The sequence below is a fragment of the Rhodococcus sp. NPDC060176 genome (assembly GCF_042728675.1).
Classification (GTDB): domain Bacteria; phylum Actinomycetota; class Actinomycetes; order Mycobacteriales; family Mycobacteriaceae; genus Rhodococcus_F.
The window spans coordinates 55944-79491 of record NZ_JBHWYS010000011.1 but is presented as its reverse complement, the minus strand read 5'-3'; the positions used below and the strand labels follow the sequence as shown (position 1 = coordinate 79491).

Below are 23548 nucleotides of genomic sequence, written 5' to 3'. Positions count from 1 at the left end.
TGTGCAGGCGGATTACTTGGTGCCCCCAGTCGGACTCGAACCGACACTTGACGGATTTTAAGTCCGTTGCCTCTGCCAATTGGGCTATGGGGGCCTTGACGCACCCGACTGGTCGGGTGCGGCAGGGATCAGACTATCGGGTCGGTCTGGGCTATCGACATCGCGATGCCGTCGAGGATGTCGTGTTCGCTGACAATCAGTTCGGTGATCCCGGCTTTGGCCTCGAAGGTCTGAGCCAGCACCGTGGTGATGATCGCTCCGCCGCCGATGACGTCCACCCGCCCCGGATGCATCGGACCGAAGGCAGCACGATCAACCCGCGGCATGGCAATGAGACGCTCACACACGTCGAACAGTTGCTTGAACGGAATCCTCGACAGGTGCACCTTCTCGGCGTCGTACTCCGGAAGATCCTGCGCGATTGCGGCCAGAGTCGTCATGGTTCCAGCGACACCCACCCACGTGTGCGCCTTCTCGACGGGTACGGCCTCGAACGCCTCGGACAATTTCGCGGTCGCAAAAGCCGTCGCCTCGGAAACCTGCTCTGCCGTAGGCGGATCCGACGGTAAGCACCGCTCCGTGACGCGCACACAGCCGATGTCGGTGGAGTACGCAGCCTGGACGCCAGAGGCATCACCGAGGACAACTTCAGTGGATCCGCCGCCGAGATCGACCACCACGAACGGCCCCTCGGATGGATCGAGTTCTCCCACAGCACCGCTGAACGAGAGACGTGCCTCTTCGTCGCCGGTGATCACCTCGGCTCCGGATCCGGGAATCACCGCACCGAGCACGTCACGCGTCATCGTGAAGAAGTCTTCTCGATTCGCAGCGTCGCGAGTAGCCGAGGTGGCGACCATACGAACGGCGGTTGCTCCGGCGTCGGCGATCATCGACGCGTACTCGACCAGCGCGACCCGGGTGCGTTCGATAGCTTCGGCCGCGAATGTCCCTGTTGCATCAACGCCTTGACCGAGTCGGACGACGCGCATCTCACGTCGGACATCCACCAGACGACCGTCGGCGCCGACGTCGGCGATCAGCAGTCGAATGGAGTTGGTACCGCAATCAACTGCGGCAACACGGCGAGTCACTGGTCGGTGTTGTCGGCATCGTCGATGCCAGGCCAGTCCGCGGGAATTGCAGTGCCGCGAAGCTTTCCGTGACCAGCCAACGCCACGGACTCGTCACCGAGCGGGTTCACGCCGGGCCCCTTGGCAAGCGAATGCGCCATCAACACGTGCAGGCACTTGACGCGATCCGGCATCCCACCACCTGCAAAGTCGGTTCCGAGAGATTCGATTGCGTCACGCTCGGCGAGGTACGACTCGTACGCCTGGCGGTAAGCCGCGGCAAGTTCGGGATCCTGCGTCAGACGTTCGGTCATCTCACGCATGACGCCGGCGGATTCCTGACGGCTCGCTTCGGCCGTCAGTCGCGGGTCGGTGAGGTAGTACAACGTCGGGAACGGTGTTCCGTCCGGAAGTTTGGGGGCAGTCTTGACGACGCCCGGCTGACCGTCCGGGCTGCGGTACGCGATCTCGATCACTCCGCGTGGCTCACGGCCCAATTGAGCGGCAACGGCGTCGAGGTCCGCCTGTGAAACCTGTGGGGAATTTTCGGACGTGTTGCTCACCCGGTGGGTACTCCTTGTTCTTCTGGCTCTATCGGCGCCAACGGCATCGGGGCCGGTGTCGTCGTCTCGGGAACCACTGGCGGTTCCGAAATCGTTTGCCACAGATCGCGATACCACGGACCTGTCAGCGGTGTTTCCTTTTCCTGCTTCTTCTCCGGCTCCTTGTAGTCACCGGGAAGCTGAACCTGAAACGGGGTCTCGCCCGGTTTGACGTACCGAAGGCGTTCTCGTGCAAGAGCTTCGATGTACGCAGGGTCGTCGAAGCGTGCGTTCTGCCCTTGCAGCTTTCGCAGTTCTTCCTCGAGCACCTGACGTTCGGCCGCCACCTGCGCGGCGTCCGATCGCTGGCTGATGTAAGTACGCAGCGGCACAGCCAGTGTCAGCGCCAACATGAGTACAACCATCGCGAGCACCACGGCCCGGCTGGTGGACAACCCGAAAATGGTGTTGTCCGACTTGGGAAGCCGAGACCAGAACTTGTTGGTTCCGCTCTTCCCTCGAGCCGACTTCGACCCGCGTGCCGACGCCTTCTCTGTCGAGGCACCCGACTGCGCGGGGTCTGTCACAGCGGAATCAACGGCTGCCGGATCTACCGAAGGTTCCGACGCCCGTGGGCGTCGGGCGCTGTCGCGACGCGCACGAGACGGTGTGTCTCCACGACGGGAACCACGACCCCCCGGACTTCCGCCGGGGGATCGTGGCTTACCGCGCTGTGCAGACACTACTGAATCTTAGATTTCCGTCAGGCCTCGAAAGCGAAGCGCGGGAACGCAACCTCGCCGGCGTAACGTGCTGCATCGCCGAGGTTCTCCTCGATACGCAGCAGCTGGTTGTACTTGGCAACGCGCTCGCTGCGGGCCGGAGCACCGGTCTTGATCTGGCCGCTGCCGACGGCAACTGCGAGGTCGGCGATGGTGGTGTCCTCGGTCTCGCCGGACCGGTGGCTCATCATCGTCTTGTAGCCGTTGCGGTGAGCGAGATCGACGGCGTCGAGGGTCTCGGTCAGGGTGCCGATCTGGTTGACCTTCACCAGGAGTGCGTTGGCCGCGCCCTTGACGATGCCTTCTTCGAGACGCTCGGGGTTGGTGACGAAAAGGTCGTCGCCGACGAGCTGGATCTTGTTGCCGATCTGATCGGTGAGCGCAACCCAGCCGTCCCAGTCGTCTTCGTCGAGCGGATCCTCGATGGACACGAGCGGGTATGCGTCGATGAGGTCGGCGTAGAACGCCGCCATCTCGGCCGCCGTGCGGTTCTTGCCCTCGAACTTGTAGCCGGTGCCGTCGGTGTAGAACTCGGTGGCGGCGACGTCGAGAGCGAGCGCGACGTCGGTACCCAGCTTGAGGCCGGTCTTGTTCACGGCGATCGTGATGAGGTCGAGTGCTTCCTTGGTGCCCGCGACGTCCGGCGCGAATCCGCCTTCGTCACCGAGACCGGTGGAGAGGCCCTTCTCCTTGAGAACCGACTTCAGGGAGTGGTATACCTCGGTGCCCCAGCGCAGCGATTCCTTGAAGCTCGGTGCGCCGATGGGAGCAACCATGAATTCCTGGACGTCGACACCGGTGTCGGCGTGTGCGCCACCGTTGAGGATGTTCATCATCGGGACGGGGAGTACGTGAGCGTTGGGGCCACCGACGTAACGGAACAGCTCCAGGCCCGAGGACTCGGCAGCGGCGCGAGCGACGGCAAGCGAGGCACCGAGCAAAGCGTTTGCGCCGAGGCGGGACTTGTCCGGGGTGCCGTCTGCGTCGAGCAGCGCCTGGTCGACCGTGCGCTGCTCGGTCGCGTCGATGCCGATGATGGCAGGAGCGATCTCGCCGAGCACAGCCTCTACGGCCTTCTCGACGCCCTTGCCGCCGTAGCGCGCGCCACCGTCGCGCAGTTCGACGGCTTCGTGCTCACCGGTCGAAGCGCCGGACGGCACCGCAGCCCTGGCGAAACTTCCGTCTTCGAGCAGAACCTCGACCTCAACCGTGGGGTTGCCACGGGAATCAAGGATCTCGCGAGCTCCGACCTGCTCAATACTGGCCACTGTGTGGTTCTCCTTCGAATGGGCTTCGCATTGGGGCACGCACTGCGTGCTTGACACTTGGGCTCCGACCCCTCCGGTCGAAAGAGGACCACGATCGCGGCTGGGCCTCTGCAGTGCCAGCACCTCTGTAGTGCCAGCACACAGCCTAACCGCACCGGCCGAAGGCTTCTTTATCGACGCGCGGTCATGGCCCCGACCTGCGGTCGATCACCGTCAGTCCGGCCGAACCCCGACTGAATATGCCGACGCACGATCACGGACCAGCGCGAGATAGTCGCCCGAGAGGTTGTACGCCATCAGCGCCTGCTGCCAGCCGGCTGCGGTAGTGAGGTCGCCCCCGCGTGCGCACAGGTAGCGGGCAGCGGTGAGGGCGGCGTCGTCGATGTTGTCCGGGTCCACCCGGCCGTCGCCGTTGGCGTCGACGCCCCATTTGAGCCACGTCTCAGGGATGAACTGCATGGGCCCCATGGCACGGTCGTGAATGGGATCGCCGTCCATCGCACCTCCGTCGGTGTCGGGGATCTCGGCAACTCCCGGGCCACCGTCGAGAGGGATTCCCCGAATGATCGGGGCCACCTGGCCCAACGCGTCGACAGACGAACCGTCGTAGGTCCCGTGTCGGCTCTCGACGCTGCCGATGCCGGCCAGAGTTGTCCATCCGATTCCGCAGCCGGGAAGCGTCTCGGTCATGACCGCAGCGGCATACCCGTATGCCTCGAGCGCAGTCGTACCGATCCCGATGTCGTCGGACAATCCCGCCGCCCAATCGGCAAGTTGATCGGCACTGCGACCGGGAGCATTGATGTCGATCGGCGGCGTCGGAGAGCCGCTACCTGGGGGTATGCCCTCGGGAATGGCCACTTTCGGTTCGTTCGATCCACACGCCACGGCGCCAGCGCCCAGCAAAGCTGTTCCGACAGCTACTGCGGCGACGGCTCGCGAGAGGCGCCGGGGACTTCTGCGGGCAGCGGAGGTTCGGTACACCCTTCCATCATCCACATGCGAGCGAACTACTCCCGATTCCATTGGTAAAGAACAGCAAAAGTACAGGTGAGAGCATGGTTCGCCGTCGATGATGGAGTATCTTCTTCTGAGTTAAGGCTGGCCTAGCCTCATGCGTTCGTCAGAAGCTGTTGCACTCACTCAGTCAGGAGTCGCCCGTGCCCGTGTCGGTACTCGCTGCCGCGAGCACACCGTCAGTTGCCACTCAGCTATTCGGCAGTGGCCTGATCGGTCTGCGTGAAGGCCTCGAAGCAGGCATCGTGGTGATGATTCTCGCTGCCTACCTTGTGAAAGCTCAGCGCAAGGACGCACTCAAATGGGTGTGGCTCGGCGTCGCGATCGCCGTCGCGATGGTGGCGATCATCTTCTTCGCGATTCACTACGGAACGTCGACGGTCAACGGCTTGACCGCGGAGATCATCGCAGGCGTTGCCTCCCTGATCGCCGTCGTCATCGTCACGATCATGGTCCTGTGGATGCGCACGGCAGCGAAGAACATTTCCGGGGATCTGAAAGCCGGAATGGAAAAGGCGCTGATCGCCGGCCCCGTCGCCATTTTGTCGCTGTCGTTCTTCGCGGTTGGTCGTGAAGGCGTCGAGACGGCGTTGCTCATGGTCGGATACGCCGAGAACACCGCAGGCAGCTCCTGGCCGCTGGTCGGACTGCTCCTCGGAATTCTGTTGGCCGCAGCCTTGACCGTGGCCATGTACTTCGGCGCCCTCCGCCTCAACTTGACGACGTTCTTCCGGTACACGGCGATCTTCCTCATAGTCGTTGCCGCCGGAATCCTCTCGTACGGTGTTCGTGCTCTACAGACCGGAAACGTCCTGCCGGGCGGATCCTCTCTCGCGTTCAACCTGACGCCCGGCTACGACCCGTCGACCTGGTACGGCACCGTCCTTGCCGGAATCTTCAATTTCCGGCCGGATCCGACTGTCCTGCAAGCCACCGCGTGGGTTGTGTACCTCGTCGTCGTTCTCGCGCTCTTCCTTCGTCCGCTTCCGTCGAAGCCGTCCGAGCCGACGGCCCCGCCTGCGCACGACACACATGTTCCCGAAAAATCCTGAGAGGCATTGCCGACATGCGTAAATCCACCCTCGTACTGGCCACGGCCGCGGTACTTCCCTTCTCCCTCGCCGCATGCACCGAGAAGACGACGGCGAGCGACGGCGACATCGTCGTCACCGCCACCGACGACTCGTGCGAAGTCAGCGCCACGACGGGGACGACCGGCACGTCGACCTTCCAGGTGACGAACAACGGCTCCAAGGTCACCGAGTTCTACGTCTTCGCCGAGGGTGATCGAGCGATGGGCGAGGTCGAGAACATCGGTCCCGGCCTGACCCGTCAGCTGATCGTCTCCCTCCCCGAGGCCGCGACGTATCAGCTCGCGTGCAAGCCGGGCATGGTCGGAACCGGAATTCGTCAGGACTTCGTCGTCACCGGTGATTCGCAGGCGGCTACCGACGAGAGCGGCCAGCTCGCCGAGGCCGCCGACGGTTACCGTCGGTATATCCGCAGCCAGATCGTCGCGTTGCAGGACACCGCAGCGCAGTTCGTCGCCGCCGTCCAGTCCGGCAACGTCGATCAGGCAAAGGCACTCTTCCCGATTGCACGTACCTACTACGAGCGCATCGAGCCCGAGGCCGAGAGCTTCGGCGAACTCGATCCCAAGCTGGACCTTCGCGAAGCGGATCTCGAGCCCGGTCAGGTCTGGACCGGATTCCACCGACTCGAGAAGGATCTGTGGGTCACCGGGCTGCAGCCGGACACCAACGCAGTCGCAGATCAGCTACTCGAAGACATCCAGTACCTTGCCGACCAGGTGAACGCAGACGATTACACGATCGATCCCACCAAGATCGCCGGCGATGCCCAAGGACTGCTCGACGAGATCTCGACTTCCAAGATCAGCGGCGAGGAAGACATCTTCTCGCACACCGACCTGTGGGATTTCCAGGCCAACGTCGACGGCTCACAAGCTGCGATCGCGGCACTGAATCCGATTCTGCAGGAACGTAATCCCGAGCTCGCCCAGCGCATCGCCGACCGATTCGCCGACCTCGACGCCGCGCTGGCACAATTCCGCGTCGGCGACGGATTCGTGTACTACGACACCGTTACCGAGGCGCAGCGTCAGGAACTCTCGCGTAAAATCGATGCCCTGTCCGCCGAGGTCAGCCAGGTCCAGGAAGTAGTTGCGGGACAGTAGATGACAGATTCACCAGAAGGCACACCCGCCGCGGAAAACGCAGCACCGCATGCAGTTTCACGACGCCGACTGTTCGGCGCCGTGGGTGCCGGCGCTGTCCTGGCCGGTGCCGGCGCCGTCATCGGACGGGTAACCGCCGACGACAATTCCGGCGCAAATCACGCAGATGTGGTGGCCTTCCGCGGTGAACATCAGGCAGGCATCACGACGCCGGCCCAGGATCGCATGCACTTCGTCGCTTTCGACGTGACGACGCAATCACGTGACGAACTGATCTCGTTGCTGCAGACGTGGACGGCGATGGCCGAACGAATGACTGCGGGTCAGGAAGCAACCGAGGACGGCGCGACCGGCGACGGTCCGTACGCGCCACCGAGTGATACCGGCGAGGCACTCGATCTGGCGCCGTCGCAACTCACCCTGACCATCGGATTCGGACCGTCCCTTTTCGACGACCGTTTCGGGCTCGCTGACAAGAAACCTGCTGCCCTACTGGATCTCCCCCACTTCCGTGCTGACAACCTCGATGCGAATCGCAGCGGGGGTGACATCGCCATCCAGGCGTGCGCCAACGATCCCCAGGTTGCCGTGCATGCGATCCGCAACCTCGCACGAGTCGCTTTCGGGACCGCGTCGGTCAAGTGGTCACAACTCGGGTTCGGACGAACGTCCTCGACTTCGACCACGCAGGCGACACCACGAAATCTGTTCGGGTTCAAGGACGGAACCGCCAATATCAAGGCAGAGGATCCAGACGCACTCGCCCAGCACGTCTGGGTCGACCCCAACGACGATCAGGCCTGGATGGCAGGCGGATCGTTCCTCGTCGCCAGACGCATTCGGATGCTGATCGAGCAGTGGGATCGCGCAGTTCTCAAGGAGCAGGAAGCCGTCATCGGCCGATCCAAACGCAGCGGAGCGCCGCTCGGTGGCAAGGACGAGTTCGACGAACTCGACCTCGATTCCAAAATGGGGCACGACTTCGTCATCCCGGAGGATTCACACGTGCGTCTGGCCTCGGCCGAGGAACTCGGTGGGATTCAGATCCTGCGCCGCGGATACAACTTCACAGACGGCTCCGACGGCTTCGGCCACCTGGACGCGGGACTGTTCTTCGTCGCATATTGCCGCAATCCAGTCGAGCAGTTTGTTCCGATGCAGCAAAACCTTTCACGACACGATGCGTTGAACGAATACATCCAGCACGTCGGTTCTGCAGTCTTCGCCTGCCCCGGAGGTCTCGCCGACGGACACTATTGGGGCGCAACACTGTTCGACCCCAAATAGTCGATCATTCGGTCCGCTACCACACTTACTACCAAACTTCGAGTTAATTTATATATCGAAGTGATAACAATTCTGGAATCTATGGTCCCAAAGGTGACAACTCGCCCATACGATCTGCGCATGAGAACTTCAGCACTTCTTCGAATTGCCCTTCTTTCAACGACTCTGGCGACGGCGGCGATTACCTTGCCCCCTCTTATATCGCCAGCACGCGCAGCAGATCGTTTCAGTGTCTATGCGTACGACGAGTTCAACGGACCTGCCAATTCAGCCCCCAACCCAGCCATCTGGCGCTACGAAACCGGCGGAGGTTGGGGGAACAACGAAAAGCAGGTGTACACCGACTCACGGTCCAACTCGAGACTGGATGGGCAAGGAAATCTACTCATTCAGGCCCAAAAAGTAGGCAGCACAATCACTTCCGCACGACTTGGAACTTTCGGTAAGGTCGACTTCACCTACGGATTGGTCGAGGCGCGAATAAAACTGCCAGCAGGAAAGGGCATGCATCCGGCATTCTGGACGCTCGGCACGAACCTATATACCGCGGGTTGGCCCGGCTGTGGCGAAATCGACGCAATCGAAACCATCAACGATGCGAAAACATACACGAGTGCCGTGCACGGTCCTACCAAATCCGGAACCCGAGTGACCGGCGTTTGGGACCGCAGTGTCGGCGGCGCCCGACCCGGCACCGATTTCACTGCATTCCACACCTACGGGATACTCAAGCGACCCGGACGAATCGAGACCTACATCGACGGCGTTCGAATGCTATACCTCGATCGGTCACAGGTATCCGGAGCGGAAGCATGGGTGTTCGACGCTCCTGCATACACCTTACTGAATATCGCCGTTGGTGGAACCTGGCCAGGCTTAACCGATTCCACCACACCTTGGCCATCCACGATGACTATCGACTACGTACGTTGGTTCCACGAGAACTGATACGCGGAGTTACCGACATTCATCCAGCAGTGCGATGGGATCGCAAGCGACCGTTCGAAGCACCCTCCTGATCGTTTCGGTATCGAATACGTTGCCGTGGAAGGTGACTGAGAGGTGACGTTGCCCATCGATCTCTGCACCGAGGAACGCGATACCTTCCGCTCCGTATGGATCGGTAGCCGCCACACACAGCTGATCGCCTGTCCATCTGATTTCATCCGAATGGGGAACGCGACCGATGTCTGAGTATGAAACCAAGGCGTGAGGCTTGATACTCACACTCGCCTCGGCGACCGTGGTGTGAGACCTCCCGAGAACCGAAGCGACAGTCGCCTTCACACTGATCGCTGAAAGGGTCAGCAACGGGTGACCCGAGGCGAGTGCCCCCGCGATACCCCGACTGACCTCCGACAGAGTCACGGATTCAGCCACCGGAACATATTGCCCCACAGCAAAATTACCGTTGATCACGGTCGACGGATGCGCATATCTGCGCGCGTCCATCAACACGAGCGCATTGGATGCGGTTTCCACTCCATGACTTCGCAAGGCAGCAAGAAAAACAAACAGTGTTATCGCGCGCAACGACGCCGACGGTGCGTGCTCGTCGCGCCAGCAAACTAGTCGATGCGCAACGTGCGGATCCATCGGGAGCGAAAGACTGACCGGATTGGGCCGCCACAGCATTCGGCGAGTCGCCGGAACTGGCTCGACCTCTGTTCCACGCACGTGCGAATGCCATCGAACGGCCGCTCCGAGCCGCCGAGGATCGCCTCCAAACGCACGAATAATTGTGCGCGACATAGGAAATCTCGACTCCGCCGAATGCAGAGCTGCGGGTAGTTGCCCTGATTGAGCGGTGCTGACAAGGGCGGCCCACAATCGCGAACCACCGATCCCGTCGGAGATGCCGTGCGAACCCAAACATGCAACATACTCCCCCGACACAACGATCCGAATCGACGAGTGAGTCAAATCCGAATTGAATACGGTGGTCGCAAATCTCGAAATGTCAGCCGCGTCGGTGGGCGGAACTTCTTCGACTGCCGCGCCAACGGCATCCGGATCGAACAGCCAACGACGGCGAGAGGAATCCGCGCGCAATCCGAACCTCGCCTGCGGGCCGATCCGAGCAATCTCGATCAGCGCACTACGCAGGTCACTCGGCGAGATGACACCAACGGGTCCGCCGATGACGAGCGCACGATCACGAACCCGCATCTGATCAACTGCAGAAACCTTGTAACTAGACATTGATCACTCTCAAGGCGTGAATCGAATCCAGTCGACGGTCAAGGTCGACACATCCGGGGTGGTTGCATCCGTTGGCCCGGGCCATTCCCCGCCCACTGCTATGTTCATCACGACATAGAACGGCTTGTCGAAAACCCATTTCGAGCCGTCCGGCGCCTCGCTGCGCAAGTACTCGCCCACCATTACACCGTCGATGAAGATCGAGATGGAGTCAGACCTTCTCGTCACCTCGTAAACATGGAAGGTAGTCGAGGCATCACCGCCGAGATAACCATCCGACGACATCTTCCACTTGCCGTCCGTGTGTGCAGAAGGATCGGACCACGGACCGTGTATTGCGTTGTGATACTCGGTGGCGTTGTGCACCAACTCCATTACATCGATCTCGCCGCTCTCCGGATAGCCCACCGTTGCCAGATCCTCGCCTAGTAACCAAAATGCCGGATGGATTCCCTGCGCCATCGGGAACTTTATCCGGGCAGAAATCGTGCCCTCGGTGAACGAAAACTTGTCCCTCGTCACGATCCTCGCCGACGTGAATCCTCCCGGGATGCGACGAGCCTCGAGCACGAGGTTACCGTTTCCATCCAAACGCGCGTTTTCGGCGTTGTCTGTGTAGATCTGCTTCTCCTGATTTCCCCAACCGCCGCCCCCGACATCGAATCCCCACATCGCCGGGTCAGGAGAATCCCCTGCAACACCATCGAATTCGTCTGTGCCGAAATCGCTCGAGACCATTCGCATCACTGGACTCCGGGGTTCACCGGTGGTGCACGAAGTAGCCAATAGTAGTGAGGCCATCGAAAAAATCATCCCGGCCCGAACCACGGCACGCGTACTCCCACTCATTTCACAACCCTTCGATAGACGTCAATCAGTCGATCAGCTCGCACCGACACCTCGTGGTTCTCCATTACCGACCTGCGTGCACGGGCCACCAACCGAGTACGAAGCTGGCTGCCATCCAGGAGAGACAGAATTCTCCCGGCCACGTCTGCCGGATCGCCCGGGACGGACAGCAGTCCGTTCTCCCCATCGACGACGTAATCGAGGAAACCGTCGGTCCGACTGGCCACCACCGGGGTACCAACTGACATCGCTTCGATCGCTATGAGCCCGAATGGTTCCCGCACGGAGGGAACGCACAGGATGTCAACCGATCGCAGAACCGACGCAACATCAGACCTGTGCCCGACAAACCTGATTGCGCCCGGAGCCAGCTCGGCAGCTTTTCTGCGAAGGTTCTCGCCATATTGTTCGTTCCCCGGACTCGGCCTACCAACGATCACCAGATGTAAATCTCGACCGCGCGCACGTATTTGGGACACTGCTTCGATCAAGGTGTCGATTCCTTTGACAGGGTCGACGCGTCCGATGACTGCGACCAAAGCCGAGTCAGGAGCGTCCGTCAGCTCAGCTCGCACAGTTGCTGGTCCGGGCGCAAAGGCCACCGCATCGACGGCCTGAGGCACTACGGTCGTCTTGCCCTGAGCAGAATTCGAAAGTTGCTGCAGTGCAGCATTACTCACTGCGATCGAGGCCGAAGCTCCACGAACAGCTGCACTCAGCAGACTACGACCTCGCCCCGGGTCGAGTATGTCGTGAATTTCGAGTACGACAGGCGTTCGTGCCAGCCTGCCAGCCACAACGCAATCCAGATGCGACAACAGCGAATTCGAATGAACGACATCGGCACGCCGAGCATGTCCGAGCAACCTCGAAATCCACGTGACGGACCGCGGGATCTGAGACAACAACGCCGACGGAGACTGGGAAACACCCGAGGCATCGCGCAGACCCACACGCAGTCCATCTGGCATCGGTATGAATTCGAGTCCCATCTCGTTCCACACCTGTTCAAGCTCACCACCAGAGGGCGCGGCCATGACCATATTCACGCCCTGCTCGCGAAGACGAGGGAGCAACCTGATAACGCTGTGCTCGATGCCCGTGACATCACGAGTCAGCGTCGATGCAAGAACTCGCAACCTGCGATCAGCCATCGTTCCCACCCTCATCCTGACCGGCCGCACGTTCAAAGACTACGAATCCATTACCTTCGAGGAAGACTTTCCACATCGGGTCCAACCTCATTCGGGCCTCCAGATTCGGCAGCGCGTCCCGTGGGGAAAGCCCGAAGTACCAGTTGTAGAAGATCATCTGATCGGAGATTGCGAAGTACGTCGTCCGGCGATCAGCAACAAAGTATTCATTGAACGTCTCATACTCATCGTCAGATGCGAAGTCTGCACCGTAGAAGAGAGTCGCAGCCTCCGGCTGCACGTCAAATTTAGGATCGAGACCGGCCAATCGCAGATACGCCTGGCTGGGTCGATCGGGCCATGCGGGCGACGGAAGCCTCAGTACGCCATAAGGATCGGCCGACTCCAGCACCTCGGAAGCGGCCTTGACCACTGCGGGTTTGGTCAAGTAAGCGAACCACGCGCCGAAGTACGCTTCCGATGAAGACAGCGTGACACCGACAAGCACGATACTCGCGATGAATAGCTTTACCCTCGCGGCATTGGACGCACGGAGCACTGCGGTGACCGGAAATGCAAGAAGCAAGGAACAACCTACCAAGGAGTAAAGATACACACGAAAGATCGCTTCACCGCCGTAGCCTTGCCCTGCCAGAATGGCAAGCGGCGCAAATGCGACGATCACGAGAGCGAAGACGGGCATCTTCCTGCGCCACATAACAAATGCCGTGACTGCGGAGGAAACCAACAGCCCGACAGTCAGGAAACGCATCGTCTTACTTGCAAATGCCTGCCCCGCAGTCGGCGTGAGATTCGCCCCGGCGAGGTTGGACTTCGCGTTCGACGTAACGTCGAACGAAAATTTCGCAAAATCGCCTGCGCTATCCCAGTTGTAGACTAGAAAACCTATCGCGATCGCGGCGAATACGAATGTCAACCACCACGGCCGGAACATTCGGAAGACCATGAGGGTCACCACTATTAATCCCATCCAGTACGGAGTGAGTTGGTGCGTGACTACTATCGCGCTGAAGACAACGATCATGACGATGACAAGGTTGGGTCGATCTCGCGAGGATCCAACGAGAGTTAAGAACGCCAGAACAAGGATCAGAGCCAACGCCTGAGGTGCGTAGTAATCCTGCGCCACCCAATTGAGCACTTCGAAGAGAAACGTCGCGGAAATCGCGGTCGGGACATCCAGACGCCAAGCTCTGGCCATGCAGTAGAACAGAATCACCATGAGTAGATGCGCAGCTGTCGCGAACCAGTTCGCAACCGTCACGTCTGGCACCCCCGTAACGCGAGAGAACCAAGCCGTTGCCGTGAATAGGCCAGGCCACCCGTTATACACGTCGACACCTCGCGCCAGGAAATGGCTTCGTTGGATCAGATCCGTGACCCCAAGATGCTTGTATGTCCAGGTATAGAGCGGCACATCCGACGCAATCAGTGTTGCAGTCCTCTGCACGAGCGCAACTGATATCACCGCAAAGAACGCTGCACGGTTGTTTCGTCGCGACATTGCCACTGCGAAGCCAATCACTGACAAAATGATTGCACCGGCAAAGAAGGGCGATGCCGCGAACAACAGCCCGAAATCCGACGCCTCCGCAGTGGACAGCGAGGGCACAGCGATCCACCAACTCGCAAGAGCTGCAACGAGAATCCCCCACGAAACCCAATCTCGCCTCGTCTTCTCGGCTACCGCAACAATCGTCAGCCGGTCCGTCGGAGCATCAGAGGGCTTCGCCGCCGAACGGTCGATACGCTCTTTCAGACTCGTCATGATCGCCGGAACCCCGACAGGACAGATCCGATACGACGTACGACGTTTCCACGGCCGAAACCATCCGGGCGATGTTCGAGGGTGAAGAGTCGAACTAGAGATGCTCCAACCGTAGCGATACTGGGTATCACGAGCTGCGAAAACGGATAGTACTCCTCGACGGTGGTCATCAGAAATGTCATCAGCACGACGGTCGAAATCCCCAAAGCCGGAACAGCTGCAACCCGTACGTACCCTGGCTGATCTGGCATGTACGACATGATTGCCGCACCCGGGCCTATCGCAACGAAAATTGCCACCGCGATGCCAGTGAGAGTGCCGATCGCGCCCAGGCCGGCACCAATAAGTCCACAGACTCCGCCGACCAAACCCAAGACTGCGAGCCTGTGCTCGCCGGTCGGCCATCGCGCATCAACCGTCGCGATCGCCCGACGAATCGGCCTCGCACCGGGAAATTCAACTGCCACCTGACGGCGCGCCGGGCGCGTTCCCCTCGGGAGCAGTGGTCGCCCTCTCAACCCCCCCATACGCGAGCGCAACAACGCTGCGGGACCCCACAACAAAGCTCGACGCTCTATCCAAGGCAATTTGTCAAGATCGGATGGAAGTCGGACTTGACCTTCTTCAGGTTGCGAGACGCTCCCGAAGTGCGAAAGTCCCTTGACCACACGGGTACCCAGCATGATCGCTATTCGTGGATCCATAGCGAGTTTCGTCAACCAGGCTCCCAAGCCAAGGCCGTAGTCGGCCATCTGTTTGTTCAATCCGGCCGGATCGATGCGATGGCGGTGCCAGACTCGCGCAGCAGGTGCGTAGACCAGTGCACCCCCGTCGAGAATGACCCTAACGAACATGTCGATGTCTTCACCGCCACCTGATGGCGATCCGACCCCAAGCCCTTCATCGAATCCACCGAGTTCGAGCATCTTGGATCGTCTTACTGCGAAGTTGGCGCCCGTCCCGAAATCGCCCACACGGAAAGGAAACAGAGCGTCGTGCTCAGGGGGATCTGACAAGCGGTACGTTGTTCTTTTCAGATTCTTCGACCAACTCACGCGACGATCGAAAAACGCTTGAGCAGGAGTCGATACCTCACCTGTCGGTACGAGGCCTGTGACGAGGTGGACGTCGTCCGCGACTGCGAATCCACCGACCAGCTCACGGAGCCAGTTCTTGTCAATCACGACATCGTCGTCAGTAAATGCCACGAATTCATTTGTAGCCGTTAGTAATCCGACATTTCGCGCCTTGGACAATCCAGGCTCTGGAGCGTCGACGATCCCAACTCCGGCGAAAGCGCCCACTATCGGCGGTGTCAAACCAGACGAAGGATCATTGTCCACCACGAGCACATCGTAGTTTCGGTAGTCGAGAGCGGAGAGCGAGGTCAAGACTTCACGGAGCATGTCAGGGCGATTCTTCGTGCAAATGATCAATGTGACAGACACTTCGGGAATCGACAAGGGAAGCACCGGATCGGAATCCGGCAAGTAGGCGAGCAATTCTTTGGATCTGATCATTCCATTCGCGACTTGAGCTTCCACGAAGGCAAAGGATCCGTTGAGTCGGGAGACTAGCAGGCGAGCCTGTGAGTAGGCAGTTCCGCCGGCCAATTCGATGACACTCGCCGAAAGTAGCTCCCACTCGTCGACCTGACCGATCCAAATGGCCCCTGCCCACAGTTCGATTCCGGCAGTCGGCGTCATCACCGGATCGAGACTGGGAAGTCCATCGCGCCGGATATTCTGTGTGGCCGGCCGATCGGAGCCTTGATTCTCATCATGTTCTTCAAACCTCATACTGAAACACCCGCCTTCTTATTGCATCTCGACGCCGAGCTATCCCGAAGACTGCGGCGATGCTTGCCGCCGTCTGCGCCACACCGACAGCAATCGCCGCACCCACTGCTCCCCAGAGAGAGCATGCGAAGGGCAAGACCACCATGAGAAGTCCAGCGAACAGACCGTTGATGACCACCAACGGTCCGATTTCGCGCCTCGCTCGCTGCAACGCAGACCAAACCACGAACATCGTTCTCATCAAAGACCCGATCGCGAGGATGATCACGACAAGCTCAGCATTCAAATCCAGGTACTCCGGATCGAGTATTCCGAAAACAATCGGTGCGCCCAACGAGATCAGCACACCGCCCACAGCGACCAGAAGAGAAACGCGCACAAACAGCACCAATGCCATCTTCGAACCCTCCCTGGGGTTCTTCGACGCGTGAACCACAAGGGAAGTCCCCATGGCGGAGCCGACGAATTCGAGAGTTTGTGCGATGCTCATCGAAAGCGAGAAAACCGCGCCCTGAACTGGACCGGAATAGGCGGTAACGAGAAAAGGCATCAGAAGGATCACTCCGACGCCCATGGCTTGAGTCGGGACAGCCTGCCTGCACATTCTCACGACCTCTGCCGACGCACTGTCTTCAGTCCACAGGCCACGCGGAGACGTGGACGAACGCCGTTCGACGATGCGGCTGATCATCAACCGCATGAACACAACCGAAACTCCGCCTACTACGACCGTCGACATGACCACCGGTTGCCAATTCGCCAACCACACCAACGCGAGAAGAACTCCAATACGGCCAGCACTGACGAGCCCGTTGATCAAAGGCAGTTTCCGCGACTCGTCCAGGCTGGTCAAGGTGCTGTTCTGCAGGATGAACATGCCCCAGACGACAACGCCCGCAAACACCAGGCAGGCAACCGGAGTCGAGCCTCGTACTCCCGGAATGAAGGAAACCGCAGAGACTGCTGCAATGACGCCCACAGGAATTGACAATATGTAGAACACACGAAGACCTCGCCGGTATACGGCGCCGAGGCTTGCACCTGCTGCGGGCATCATCGAATTGAAAACATCACCGACACCCGTACCGATTACCATCGCCGGCGCAGTGACGAGCGCAAGCAGCGCCGTCATGACGCCTAGCTCTGCCGGCGGCAGAACTACAGCCGCAACTGCCCAAAAACCCATGCCGAGTGCGGCATTGATGACCTGAGACGAAGCCATTGATGCTGCATCTGCGTAGATCCGCGCCCCTTTGTTCGTCATCGCGACCCTACAAATTGCCCACGCTTGCACACAATGGCGGACAGGGCGCCCATACCTGCCGAGACGATGCCGGCCACTACAGTCGCGGCCTTGGACAGGGAGACGCTGTCACCGAACACATATCTCCGAAGCCCACTGGTGAGAACACCACGCACGTACTCGCGCTCGTCGTCGAGTTCCTCGGAGCCGTTCCGGTCGTTCCGTAGTTCGATCTTTCCTTTTCCTTCGGAATAGCAGCGCGCTAGAAAGAATTGAAATGTGCTGCGTTCGAATGGAATATCGTGATCGATCACCGAGGCCGGCACATACACCCAATGAAAGTCGTCACCGAGTTCCGCCATTCGAATACACAGGTCAGTGTCCTCGGGTTGCGACCTCTCCCCGCTCTTGCCGAACCCGACTCGAAATCCTCCGACTGCGCGGAACGCCGCCGTTCGAACGGCCATGTTGCCGCTCCAGACGTTGCGAACACGGGAGGTCTCGATCGGCATGCCTTGAAACGATTCTCCGACGACCCAACCGAATTCTTCTGGAAACCAACTGGGCTTTGGCGATCGCCATACTGCCCTGTACCGTCCGCCAGTTCCGACGACCCGATCGTCCGCGAAAGGATGGATGAGCTCGGACAACCAATAACTGTCCGCAATCTCGTCGTCATCGATGAAGGCAGTGTAGGGCGTCGAGACGACCGCAACTCCGGCGTTGCGAGCGCCGGACGCGCCCCGTGGCCCGTCCTCGTAGGAGATCACACAGATGCCCGGCATTTCGCGGCGCAAGGTGTTCGCGAGCGCACGATTGTGGTCGACCGCAACGATGATCTCCGCAGGCTGCAAGGTTTGCGCGGCAATCGAATCAACAGCAGCAACGATCCCCTGCAGCCTCTCCATCGAATAGCAAGCCATCACGACGCTTACCGCATCGCTCTTCGAATTGAGGCCATGTCGTGTGAGCATGATCACGTCTCCAATCATTGCGCTGGCCGGATTCCTGTCCCGCCCGCCTCCAGACCACCCCCTAGACACACGGCACCCAAGCTACTTGGTCGCCATAAAAGCCCAGATCGACAGACTTTCAGTCTGTTTATCGGCCAGTTAACTGACGGTTCACCCGCCAACTGTCGTGAGCCAATGTACCCCAGTAACGTCTCAGCGATCATTTCGCCGATACGGTACAACCGAGGTTGTGACGTTTCTGAAATGGGCATGTTGGGCCACGCTCGTCGTGAGCGCAGGGCTTCTCATCCTTCGATACTTGCCGCTACGCAGTCCTGCGTTGCTCTCACTGGTGATCGCGGTGCCATACCTACCGCTCGTAATGGTGCCTGCAACAGTGACATTGCTCGCCACTCGCGAGTGGGTTGGGTCGACCACCGGACTGGCGATGATCATGCTGGCGATCAGCACACAGATTGCGCTCCCTGCCACACCGTCTCGAACGGGCGAGGCTATGCGAATTATGTCGATCAACGTCGCAAAGGGGGCGGCCGACGTAGATGCGGTCGTCGAAGCAGCGAGACTACACAAAGTCGACGCTGTCGCAGTGCAGGAATTGACCCCCGCATTCGCCGCCGCACTGGAAGCCGCGGGGATGCCCGAAATTTTCCCGTTCAACGTCATCCGGCCGGACCACGACGCACGAGGAACCGGACTATGGAGCCGGCTCCCGATCAGCGAACCCCGACAATTGAACGGGTTCGGGTTCGCCTGTGTCGCCGGCACCATCGAATTCAAAAATGCCAAATACGACGTGGTTGCGACACATATCACTGCTCCGATCCAAGACCACGACTCTACAAGCTGGATCACCGACCTCGCACGGGTACGTGCACTTCTCGATACGAATCCCAACCCAGTCATTGTCGCCGGCGACTTCAATGCAACCATCGATCACAGACAATTTCGAGATTTGCTACACGATGGAACACAGGACGCCGCGAGGCAGGCTGGCCGGTCCTACAAAGGCACATTCCCCGCGAACTGGTCATGGCCGCCATTCGCCGCTCTCGACCATCTCCTCGTCCCGCCTGAACTGACGACAACGGCGTTCGAAACCGTCGAAATCACTCACTCCGACCACCTCGCTATCGTGAGCACACTAGTAGAGCGCTGACAGGATTCGACTTCTCGCAACTATGTGGCAATTCTCAAAACAGACCTGTATCTTGTTTTTGGGCAGATTAAGTGTCCCGAGGTATGTTCTCGTTTGAGAGCATCCCTTCAGTCCACTCGGATGCATAAGGATTCAGATGCAGTTAGCACGCGGCCACACCGAGCTGGCGAGTTCGACATGCCATATCGGGTCGTCACCGAACGCTGCTGGAAACATGACCAACACCGACATCAGCGCACTCACTTCGCATGCTGTCAGCGATGGTGGAAAGTTCACAACTTGGTTCGGTAAAGAGTCGTCGCCATTGTTCGGCACACTGCACGTACCGTCCGGGGGCACAGCACGCGGAGGGGTCGTGCTGTGCCCGCCGATCGGAAAGGAACACGTCGACTCCTATCGCGGCCTCATGCTCCTGGCCCAAAAGCTTTGCTCAGAGGGCATGTTGGTCCTTCGGTTCGACTACCGAGGCACAGGCGACTCATCGGGAGAACAGACCCGAGAAGACGCTGTAGAAATGTGGGAGTCGTCGGTCTCGGAAGCTGCTGAGTTTCTCCGCTCTTGCGGAGTCAACGAGATCATTTTGATCGGTCTCCGGGTGGGCGCATTGGTCGCAACTTCCGCGGCGTCGCGGATACAAGCGGTAACCACGCTGGTTCTTTGGGACCCGGTCATCCGTGGGCGCGCTTTCGTACAGCAGCAGAAGGCTTTGAATCGGCTCACGGCCATCGCTGATCCAGACGATCCACTCGTCCCGCTCGTCGGCATGTCGATTCACCCATCGGCTGCACAACGTCTTTCAGGCATGAATCTCGCTGGGCTACCAATCGACCCTTCAATAAGGGTCCTGGTTGCTTCCCGGCCAGAGCACGCCGAAACCGCGCAAGTAGTAGAACTCGTGGAATCGCTGTCAGCCGAACACGTGGTCGTCGACGGCCAAATCCCCTTCATCGAGCCAGTCGACTTCGCAATCCAAATACCATGGCGTACAGTGTCTTCCCTGGCGAAATGGGTTGACAATTCGACACACTCGCGAAGGACAAGTGTCACTGCACATTTCCGTCATTCCGCGACGATGTTGGACAGCCGGTTCAAGACCCCGATCACCGAATACATCTCCCATGTCGGCTCGAACAATATGCTGACTGTCCACACAGCACCCATCACAGGTGCCCCAGGCGGCCCGACATTGGTTCTGTACGGCACCGCATCCGAGCACCGGATCGGTCCCAGTCGCCTATGGGTCGAGTTGGCACGGGAGTTGGCTGTCTACGGGATCACGACCATCCGCTTCGACCGAACTTCAACTGGTGAGACGACCGTGGCGCAGGATCAGGAAATAAGCACCATCTACACACCCGAGCAGCGCGCCGATGCAGTAGACGTAGCCAGAAACGTCTGCGTACGCCCAGAAAATCTGGTTGTTGCGGGTCTGTGCTCCGGATCATGGAGCGCTGCGATCGCTGCCGCAGATCTCGGAGCAAATCGAGCAATACTCATCAATCCGCTTCGGTGGACTACCCGACAACTCGAGTTCACGCGAAGCCAGTCCCTCGAGCATGCAGAAAGCGCAAAGGCAAACGTCGCGCTCCGAGTACACAACTGGGCTGTCAAGTCCAAGGACAAGATTCGTGACCGATTGCCATATCGGGTCTGGCTCGCCTTGGGACAAATCGGTCTCGTGCAAGTACCAGAGGTGCTCCTCGCGCCGTTGGCTGAAGCAGGCGTCGCAACTACAGTGCTTGTGTCACCGACCGACGAAGAATGGTTTAACGAGAATCGCGGTCCCAGCGGGGTCCAACGCCTACGGAATGCGTCCGGCAGTATTGAGATTGGACAGCTCGCGCAGGGCGATCACGCTCTTATCGGTCCGAGGATTCGCGCCTCTGTACGCGAGGAAATGACGCATTCGATTTTGTCCACATTTGGAATACCTCATTCGCGAGCTTACGACTACCTCAACGCCGCAGCAAGCGGTGAGTGACTCGACTCAGGAGACTACTGCTGCGCCGATATCGCCTGCATTCGCACAACCCGCAATCGCTCCCCGGACGCAGGTGATGGTGGGCGTCATTTGCGTGTCCGCAGCGACACTGCAGATCGGAACCGGTGGGACGAGATGTAGACATTCAACAATGTTGACACATCCGGATCGTCTCGTAGGACGATTGGACGTGTGAAGGCCCTCCCGCCTCGCAGACGGAAGGGCCTTCGTAGGTGCCGACTACTTTGCGCGAGCTGTCTCTCTCAGCGGGACCCGACGCTCGCTCCGGATGGTCCTCAGTACTCGAAATCCGTCACGTACTGCATTGAGATTGCTCTCGCCAAAGATGCGGTCACGCTCGTAGCTCGGTACTTCGGATATTTTCAATCCCGCGTTGGCTACCCGAACATTGATCAGAGTTTCGATCTCGAACCCGTCTCCCCACTGCGCCTCGGCAGTACCCGTCTCTGGCAGGTTCATTACGGGGATGTGGCGGCGCCAGAATGCGTTGTAGCCGTAGCAAAGGTCGCTGAATGACGCACGGAACTTGATGTTTACGATTCCATTCAACGCTTTGTTTCCGAGTTTGCGAGAGAAAGTGATGTCATCGCTTCCCCCTCCTTGCGCAAACCGTGTCCCCTTGGCGAAGTCGGCTCCCCGCACCAGCGCCTCGACGAACAATGGAATTTCCGCAGGATCCGTCGAACCGTCGGCATCGATCATGACGACAATGTCACTCGTTGCCGCCCGAAATCCGCATGCAAGTGCGTTTCCCTTGCCTCGTCTCGTCTGGGTTACGATCGTCGCCTGCGGCCACAATCGCCTGGCAACATCTACCGAATCGTCGACCGAATGACCGTCGACGAAAACGATCTCATCGATTCCGTCAGGCATCCGTTCTGCGACGTATGGCAGGTTTTTCGCCTCATTCATCGCTGGCACGACAACCGTCACAGAGGGTCGCTCTGAAGCCGGTGCGTGCTCCTGCTCGGATATCTGGATGCGGTCAGTTGTGTCCACGCTCATTGGTCCTCTGTCTCCCCGGTTGCGTCCCCCGCCAGATCTCAACAACGGCGAACGATAGCTTCAAGCAAATAGTTGGCGAATCGCCGAACGCCCCGTCGTCCGACAGTGACTGGCTCGCCACTCGCTCGACTTGTACCGAACCAACGGTTGGTACTCCTAACCGCACCCTCAGAGCAGTACGGTTCGCTTGTCTGGAGATAAACATACCTTGAGTTTGTTTATTTCGCAGCCTCAAGAGCAGGTGATGTTCCCCTCAGCTACAAAATGGCAATCGGCTCAATTGAATCGTCGAGATCGCCATGCGTCAGCCCACCCTGCAGTCGAGCGAGCCGAAGACTCCTCGCCCCGCACTTTCACCGGTTCACTCGCCGCCGCCCGCAACATCGACTCAGCAGCGCGGAAGTGTTCAGCGAAGCGCTGAGCCTCGCGGCGAAGAGCCTCGTCAGCCTCGAGTGACCGAGCAACCGCTTCCGACAACTCAACTGGAACCAAGTCCTCAGGAAACCCGCCACGAACAGCCCTCTTCACATACTGTTCAGCCAACATCACTGCGGGCTGACTCTGCGCGATGCCGTCGAGTTCGGAGGCACGCAACTTTTCCTCTGCCTTTCGCTGATCCCAGGCGCGCTCCTGCGCTGCAATGTCGACCGACTCCGAAGGTTCGCCGGACAGGTGTGGACTCCGGTGGCAAAGTTTGGCCACCAATGCTCTGGCAATTGTGTCAATGTCAACTGTCCCTGCAGTTGGCCCGCACTCCGCTATCCGAGCATGGAACAACACCTGCAACAGGAGATCCCCAAGCTCTTCGTTCAATGCCTCACTGTCGCCGGCCAGAATCGCATCGAGCACCTCGTACGTCTCTTCCAGAAGATATCTGGACAAGCTCTCATGAGTCTGAGCAACCTCCCAGCCTCCAAAGCTCCACATCCGATCCATCAACGCAGTCGCTGCGACAAGTGCGTCGCCCTTGACTGGTTCGCTGGTAATCAAACGGGCACCAAGTTGGAGCCTGGTGCGCGCCGCCTCACATTCGAGGTCGGTCGTCACCAACACCCGCGCACCCGAGAACGAGTCGGTAAATCGGATCCGAATCTGCGCCGGCACATCTTCGGCAATCTCGACCGGACCGCTGAGAGCAGTCAAAGCCTCGATTGGAACGGACATAGGACGGAACGGATCGAGCACGACCACGATCGCACGTTCGTCGTCATCTGATGTTGCCTTCATCAT

Annotated in this window: 20 protein-coding genes, 1 tRNA gene and 1 pseudogene; 7 read left to right on the top strand and 15 right to left on the bottom strand. The window is 59.6% G+C overall.

The features are described from left to right. Positions 1-17 precede the first annotated feature (17 nt). The 6 genes from ACFWEM_RS30880 to ACFWEM_RS30855 all read right to left on the bottom strand — a co-directional run bounded on the left by ACFWEM_RS30880 (position 18) and on the right by ACFWEM_RS30855 (position 4691). Positions 18-94 (bottom strand) — tRNA-Leu (locus ACFWEM_RS30880). Between the two features lie 34 nt (positions 95-128). Next, positions 129-1094, bottom strand: a complete 966-nt coding sequence (locus ACFWEM_RS30875; protein WP_378539509.1) for an exopolyphosphatase — start codon at positions 1092-1094, stop codon at positions 129-131. Continuing rightward, positions 1091-1636 carry a DUF501 domain-containing protein gene (locus ACFWEM_RS30870; RefSeq protein ID WP_378539508.1) on the bottom strand — a complete coding sequence of 182 codons (546 nt, stop codon included), beginning with the start codon at positions 1634-1636 and terminating at the stop codon, positions 1091-1093. The genes ACFWEM_RS30875 and ACFWEM_RS30870 overlap by 4 nt, the downstream gene beginning before the upstream one ends. Beyond that, positions 1633-2358, bottom strand: a complete 726-nt coding sequence (locus ACFWEM_RS30865) for a septum formation initiator family protein (RefSeq protein ID WP_378539507.1) — start codon at positions 2356-2358, stop codon at positions 1633-1635. Before ACFWEM_RS30865 ends, ACFWEM_RS30870 begins: the two co-directional genes overlap by 4 nt. A gap of 20 nt (positions 2359-2378) precedes the next feature. After that, entirely contained in the window at positions 2379-3665 is a 1287-nt protein-coding gene (gene eno, locus ACFWEM_RS30860; protein ID WP_347874312.1) for a phosphopyruvate hydratase, read from the bottom strand. 213 nt (positions 3666-3878) lie between these two features. Further along, on the bottom strand, positions 3879-4691 hold the full coding sequence (locus ACFWEM_RS30855) for a lytic transglycosylase domain-containing protein (protein WP_378539506.1): 813 nt from the start codon (positions 4689-4691) through the stop codon (positions 3879-3881). A 140-nt stretch (positions 4692-4831) separates the two neighbouring features. Here ACFWEM_RS30855 and efeU point away from each other — a divergent pair, with 140 nt between their 5' ends. The 4 genes from efeU to ACFWEM_RS30835 all read left to right on the top strand — a co-directional run bounded on the left by efeU (position 4832) and on the right by ACFWEM_RS30835 (position 9114). Further along, positions 4832-5734, top strand: a complete 903-nt coding sequence (gene efeU / locus ACFWEM_RS30850; RefSeq protein WP_378539567.1) for an iron uptake transporter permease EfeU — start codon at positions 4832-4834, stop codon at positions 5732-5734. Positions 5735-5748: 14 nt separating this feature from the next. Further along, positions 5749-6879 carry an iron uptake system protein EfeO gene (efeO, locus tag ACFWEM_RS30845; RefSeq protein WP_378539505.1) on the top strand — a complete coding sequence of 377 codons (1131 nt, stop codon included), beginning with the start codon at positions 5749-5751 and terminating at the stop codon, positions 6877-6879. Beyond that, a complete protein-coding gene (gene efeB, locus ACFWEM_RS30840) occupies positions 6880-8166 on the top strand; it encodes an iron uptake transporter deferrochelatase/peroxidase subunit (RefSeq protein ID WP_378539504.1) in 1287 nt (428 codons plus the stop codon). 120 nt (positions 8167-8286) lie between these two features. Continuing rightward, positions 8287-9114: a glycoside hydrolase family 16 protein gene (locus tag ACFWEM_RS30835; protein ID WP_378539503.1), complete on the top strand. Its 828-nt coding sequence runs from the start codon at positions 8287-8289 to the stop codon at positions 9112-9114. 9 nt (positions 9115-9123) lie between these two features. On the opposite strand, the gene ACFWEM_RS30830 is transcribed toward ACFWEM_RS30835, so the two are convergent. From ACFWEM_RS30830 to ACFWEM_RS30800, 7 genes are all read right to left on the bottom strand, one after another. After that, entirely contained in the window at positions 9124-10368 is a 1245-nt protein-coding gene (locus ACFWEM_RS30830) for a hypothetical protein (RefSeq protein ID WP_378539502.1), read from the bottom strand. A gap of 9 nt (positions 10369-10377) precedes the next feature. Next, the gene (locus ACFWEM_RS30825) at positions 10378-11106 is read right to left on the bottom strand and encodes a glycoside hydrolase family 16 protein (RefSeq protein ID WP_378539501.1); all 729 of its coding nucleotides are present in this window, start codon (positions 11104-11106) and stop codon (positions 10378-10380) included. Between the two features lie 107 nt (positions 11107-11213). After that, positions 11214-12371, bottom strand: a complete 1158-nt coding sequence (locus ACFWEM_RS30820) for a glycosyltransferase family 4 protein (protein WP_378539500.1) — start codon at positions 12369-12371, stop codon at positions 11214-11216. Beyond that, a complete protein-coding gene (locus tag ACFWEM_RS30815; protein WP_378539499.1) occupies positions 12364-13983 on the bottom strand; it encodes a hypothetical protein in 1620 nt (539 codons plus the stop codon). Before ACFWEM_RS30815 ends, ACFWEM_RS30820 begins: the two co-directional genes overlap by 8 nt. Positions 13984-14135: 152 nt before the next feature. Next, positions 14136-15845, bottom strand: a complete 1710-nt coding sequence (locus ACFWEM_RS30810; protein ID WP_378539566.1) for a glycosyltransferase family 2 protein — start codon at positions 15843-15845, stop codon at positions 14136-14138. Between the two features lie 82 nt (positions 15846-15927). Further along, a complete protein-coding gene (locus ACFWEM_RS30805) occupies positions 15928-17202 on the bottom strand; it encodes a lipopolysaccharide biosynthesis protein (protein ID WP_378539498.1) in 1275 nt (424 codons plus the stop codon). Continuing rightward, the gene (locus tag ACFWEM_RS30800; RefSeq protein ID WP_378539497.1) at positions 17199-18155 is read right to left on the bottom strand and encodes a glycosyltransferase; all 957 of its coding nucleotides are present in this window, start codon (positions 18153-18155) and stop codon (positions 17199-17201) included. The genes ACFWEM_RS30805 and ACFWEM_RS30800 overlap by 4 nt, the downstream gene beginning before the upstream one ends. Positions 18156-18384: 229 nt before the next feature. Here ACFWEM_RS30800 and ACFWEM_RS30795 point away from each other — a divergent pair, with 229 nt between their 5' ends. The 3 genes and pseudogenes from ACFWEM_RS30795 (at position 18385) to ACFWEM_RS30785 (ending at position 21292) form a co-directional block, all read left to right on the top strand. Then, the gene (locus ACFWEM_RS30795; RefSeq protein ID WP_378539496.1) at positions 18385-19311 is read left to right on the top strand and encodes an endonuclease/exonuclease/phosphatase family protein; all 927 of its coding nucleotides are present in this window, start codon (positions 18385-18387) and stop codon (positions 19309-19311) included. Positions 19312-19447: 136 nt separating this feature from the next. Next, positions 19448-20008: pseudogene (locus tag ACFWEM_RS30790) on the top strand (serine aminopeptidase domain-containing protein); the annotation flags it as partial. Between the two features lie 375 nt (positions 20009-20383). Then, on the top strand, positions 20384-21292 hold the full coding sequence (locus ACFWEM_RS30785; RefSeq protein ID WP_378539571.1) for a hypothetical protein: 909 nt from the start codon (positions 20384-20386) through the stop codon (positions 21290-21292). 240 nt (positions 21293-21532) lie between these two features. Here the strand turns inward: ACFWEM_RS30785 and ACFWEM_RS30780 are convergent, their stop codons facing one another. Further along, entirely contained in the window at positions 21533-22318 is a 786-nt protein-coding gene (locus tag ACFWEM_RS30780) for a glycosyltransferase family 2 protein (protein WP_378539495.1), read from the bottom strand. A gap of 276 nt (positions 22319-22594) precedes the next feature. Further along, positions 22595-23548, bottom strand: coding sequence for a MazG family protein (locus tag ACFWEM_RS30775; RefSeq protein ID WP_378539494.1), 954 nt, complete (start codon positions 23546-23548; stop codon positions 22595-22597).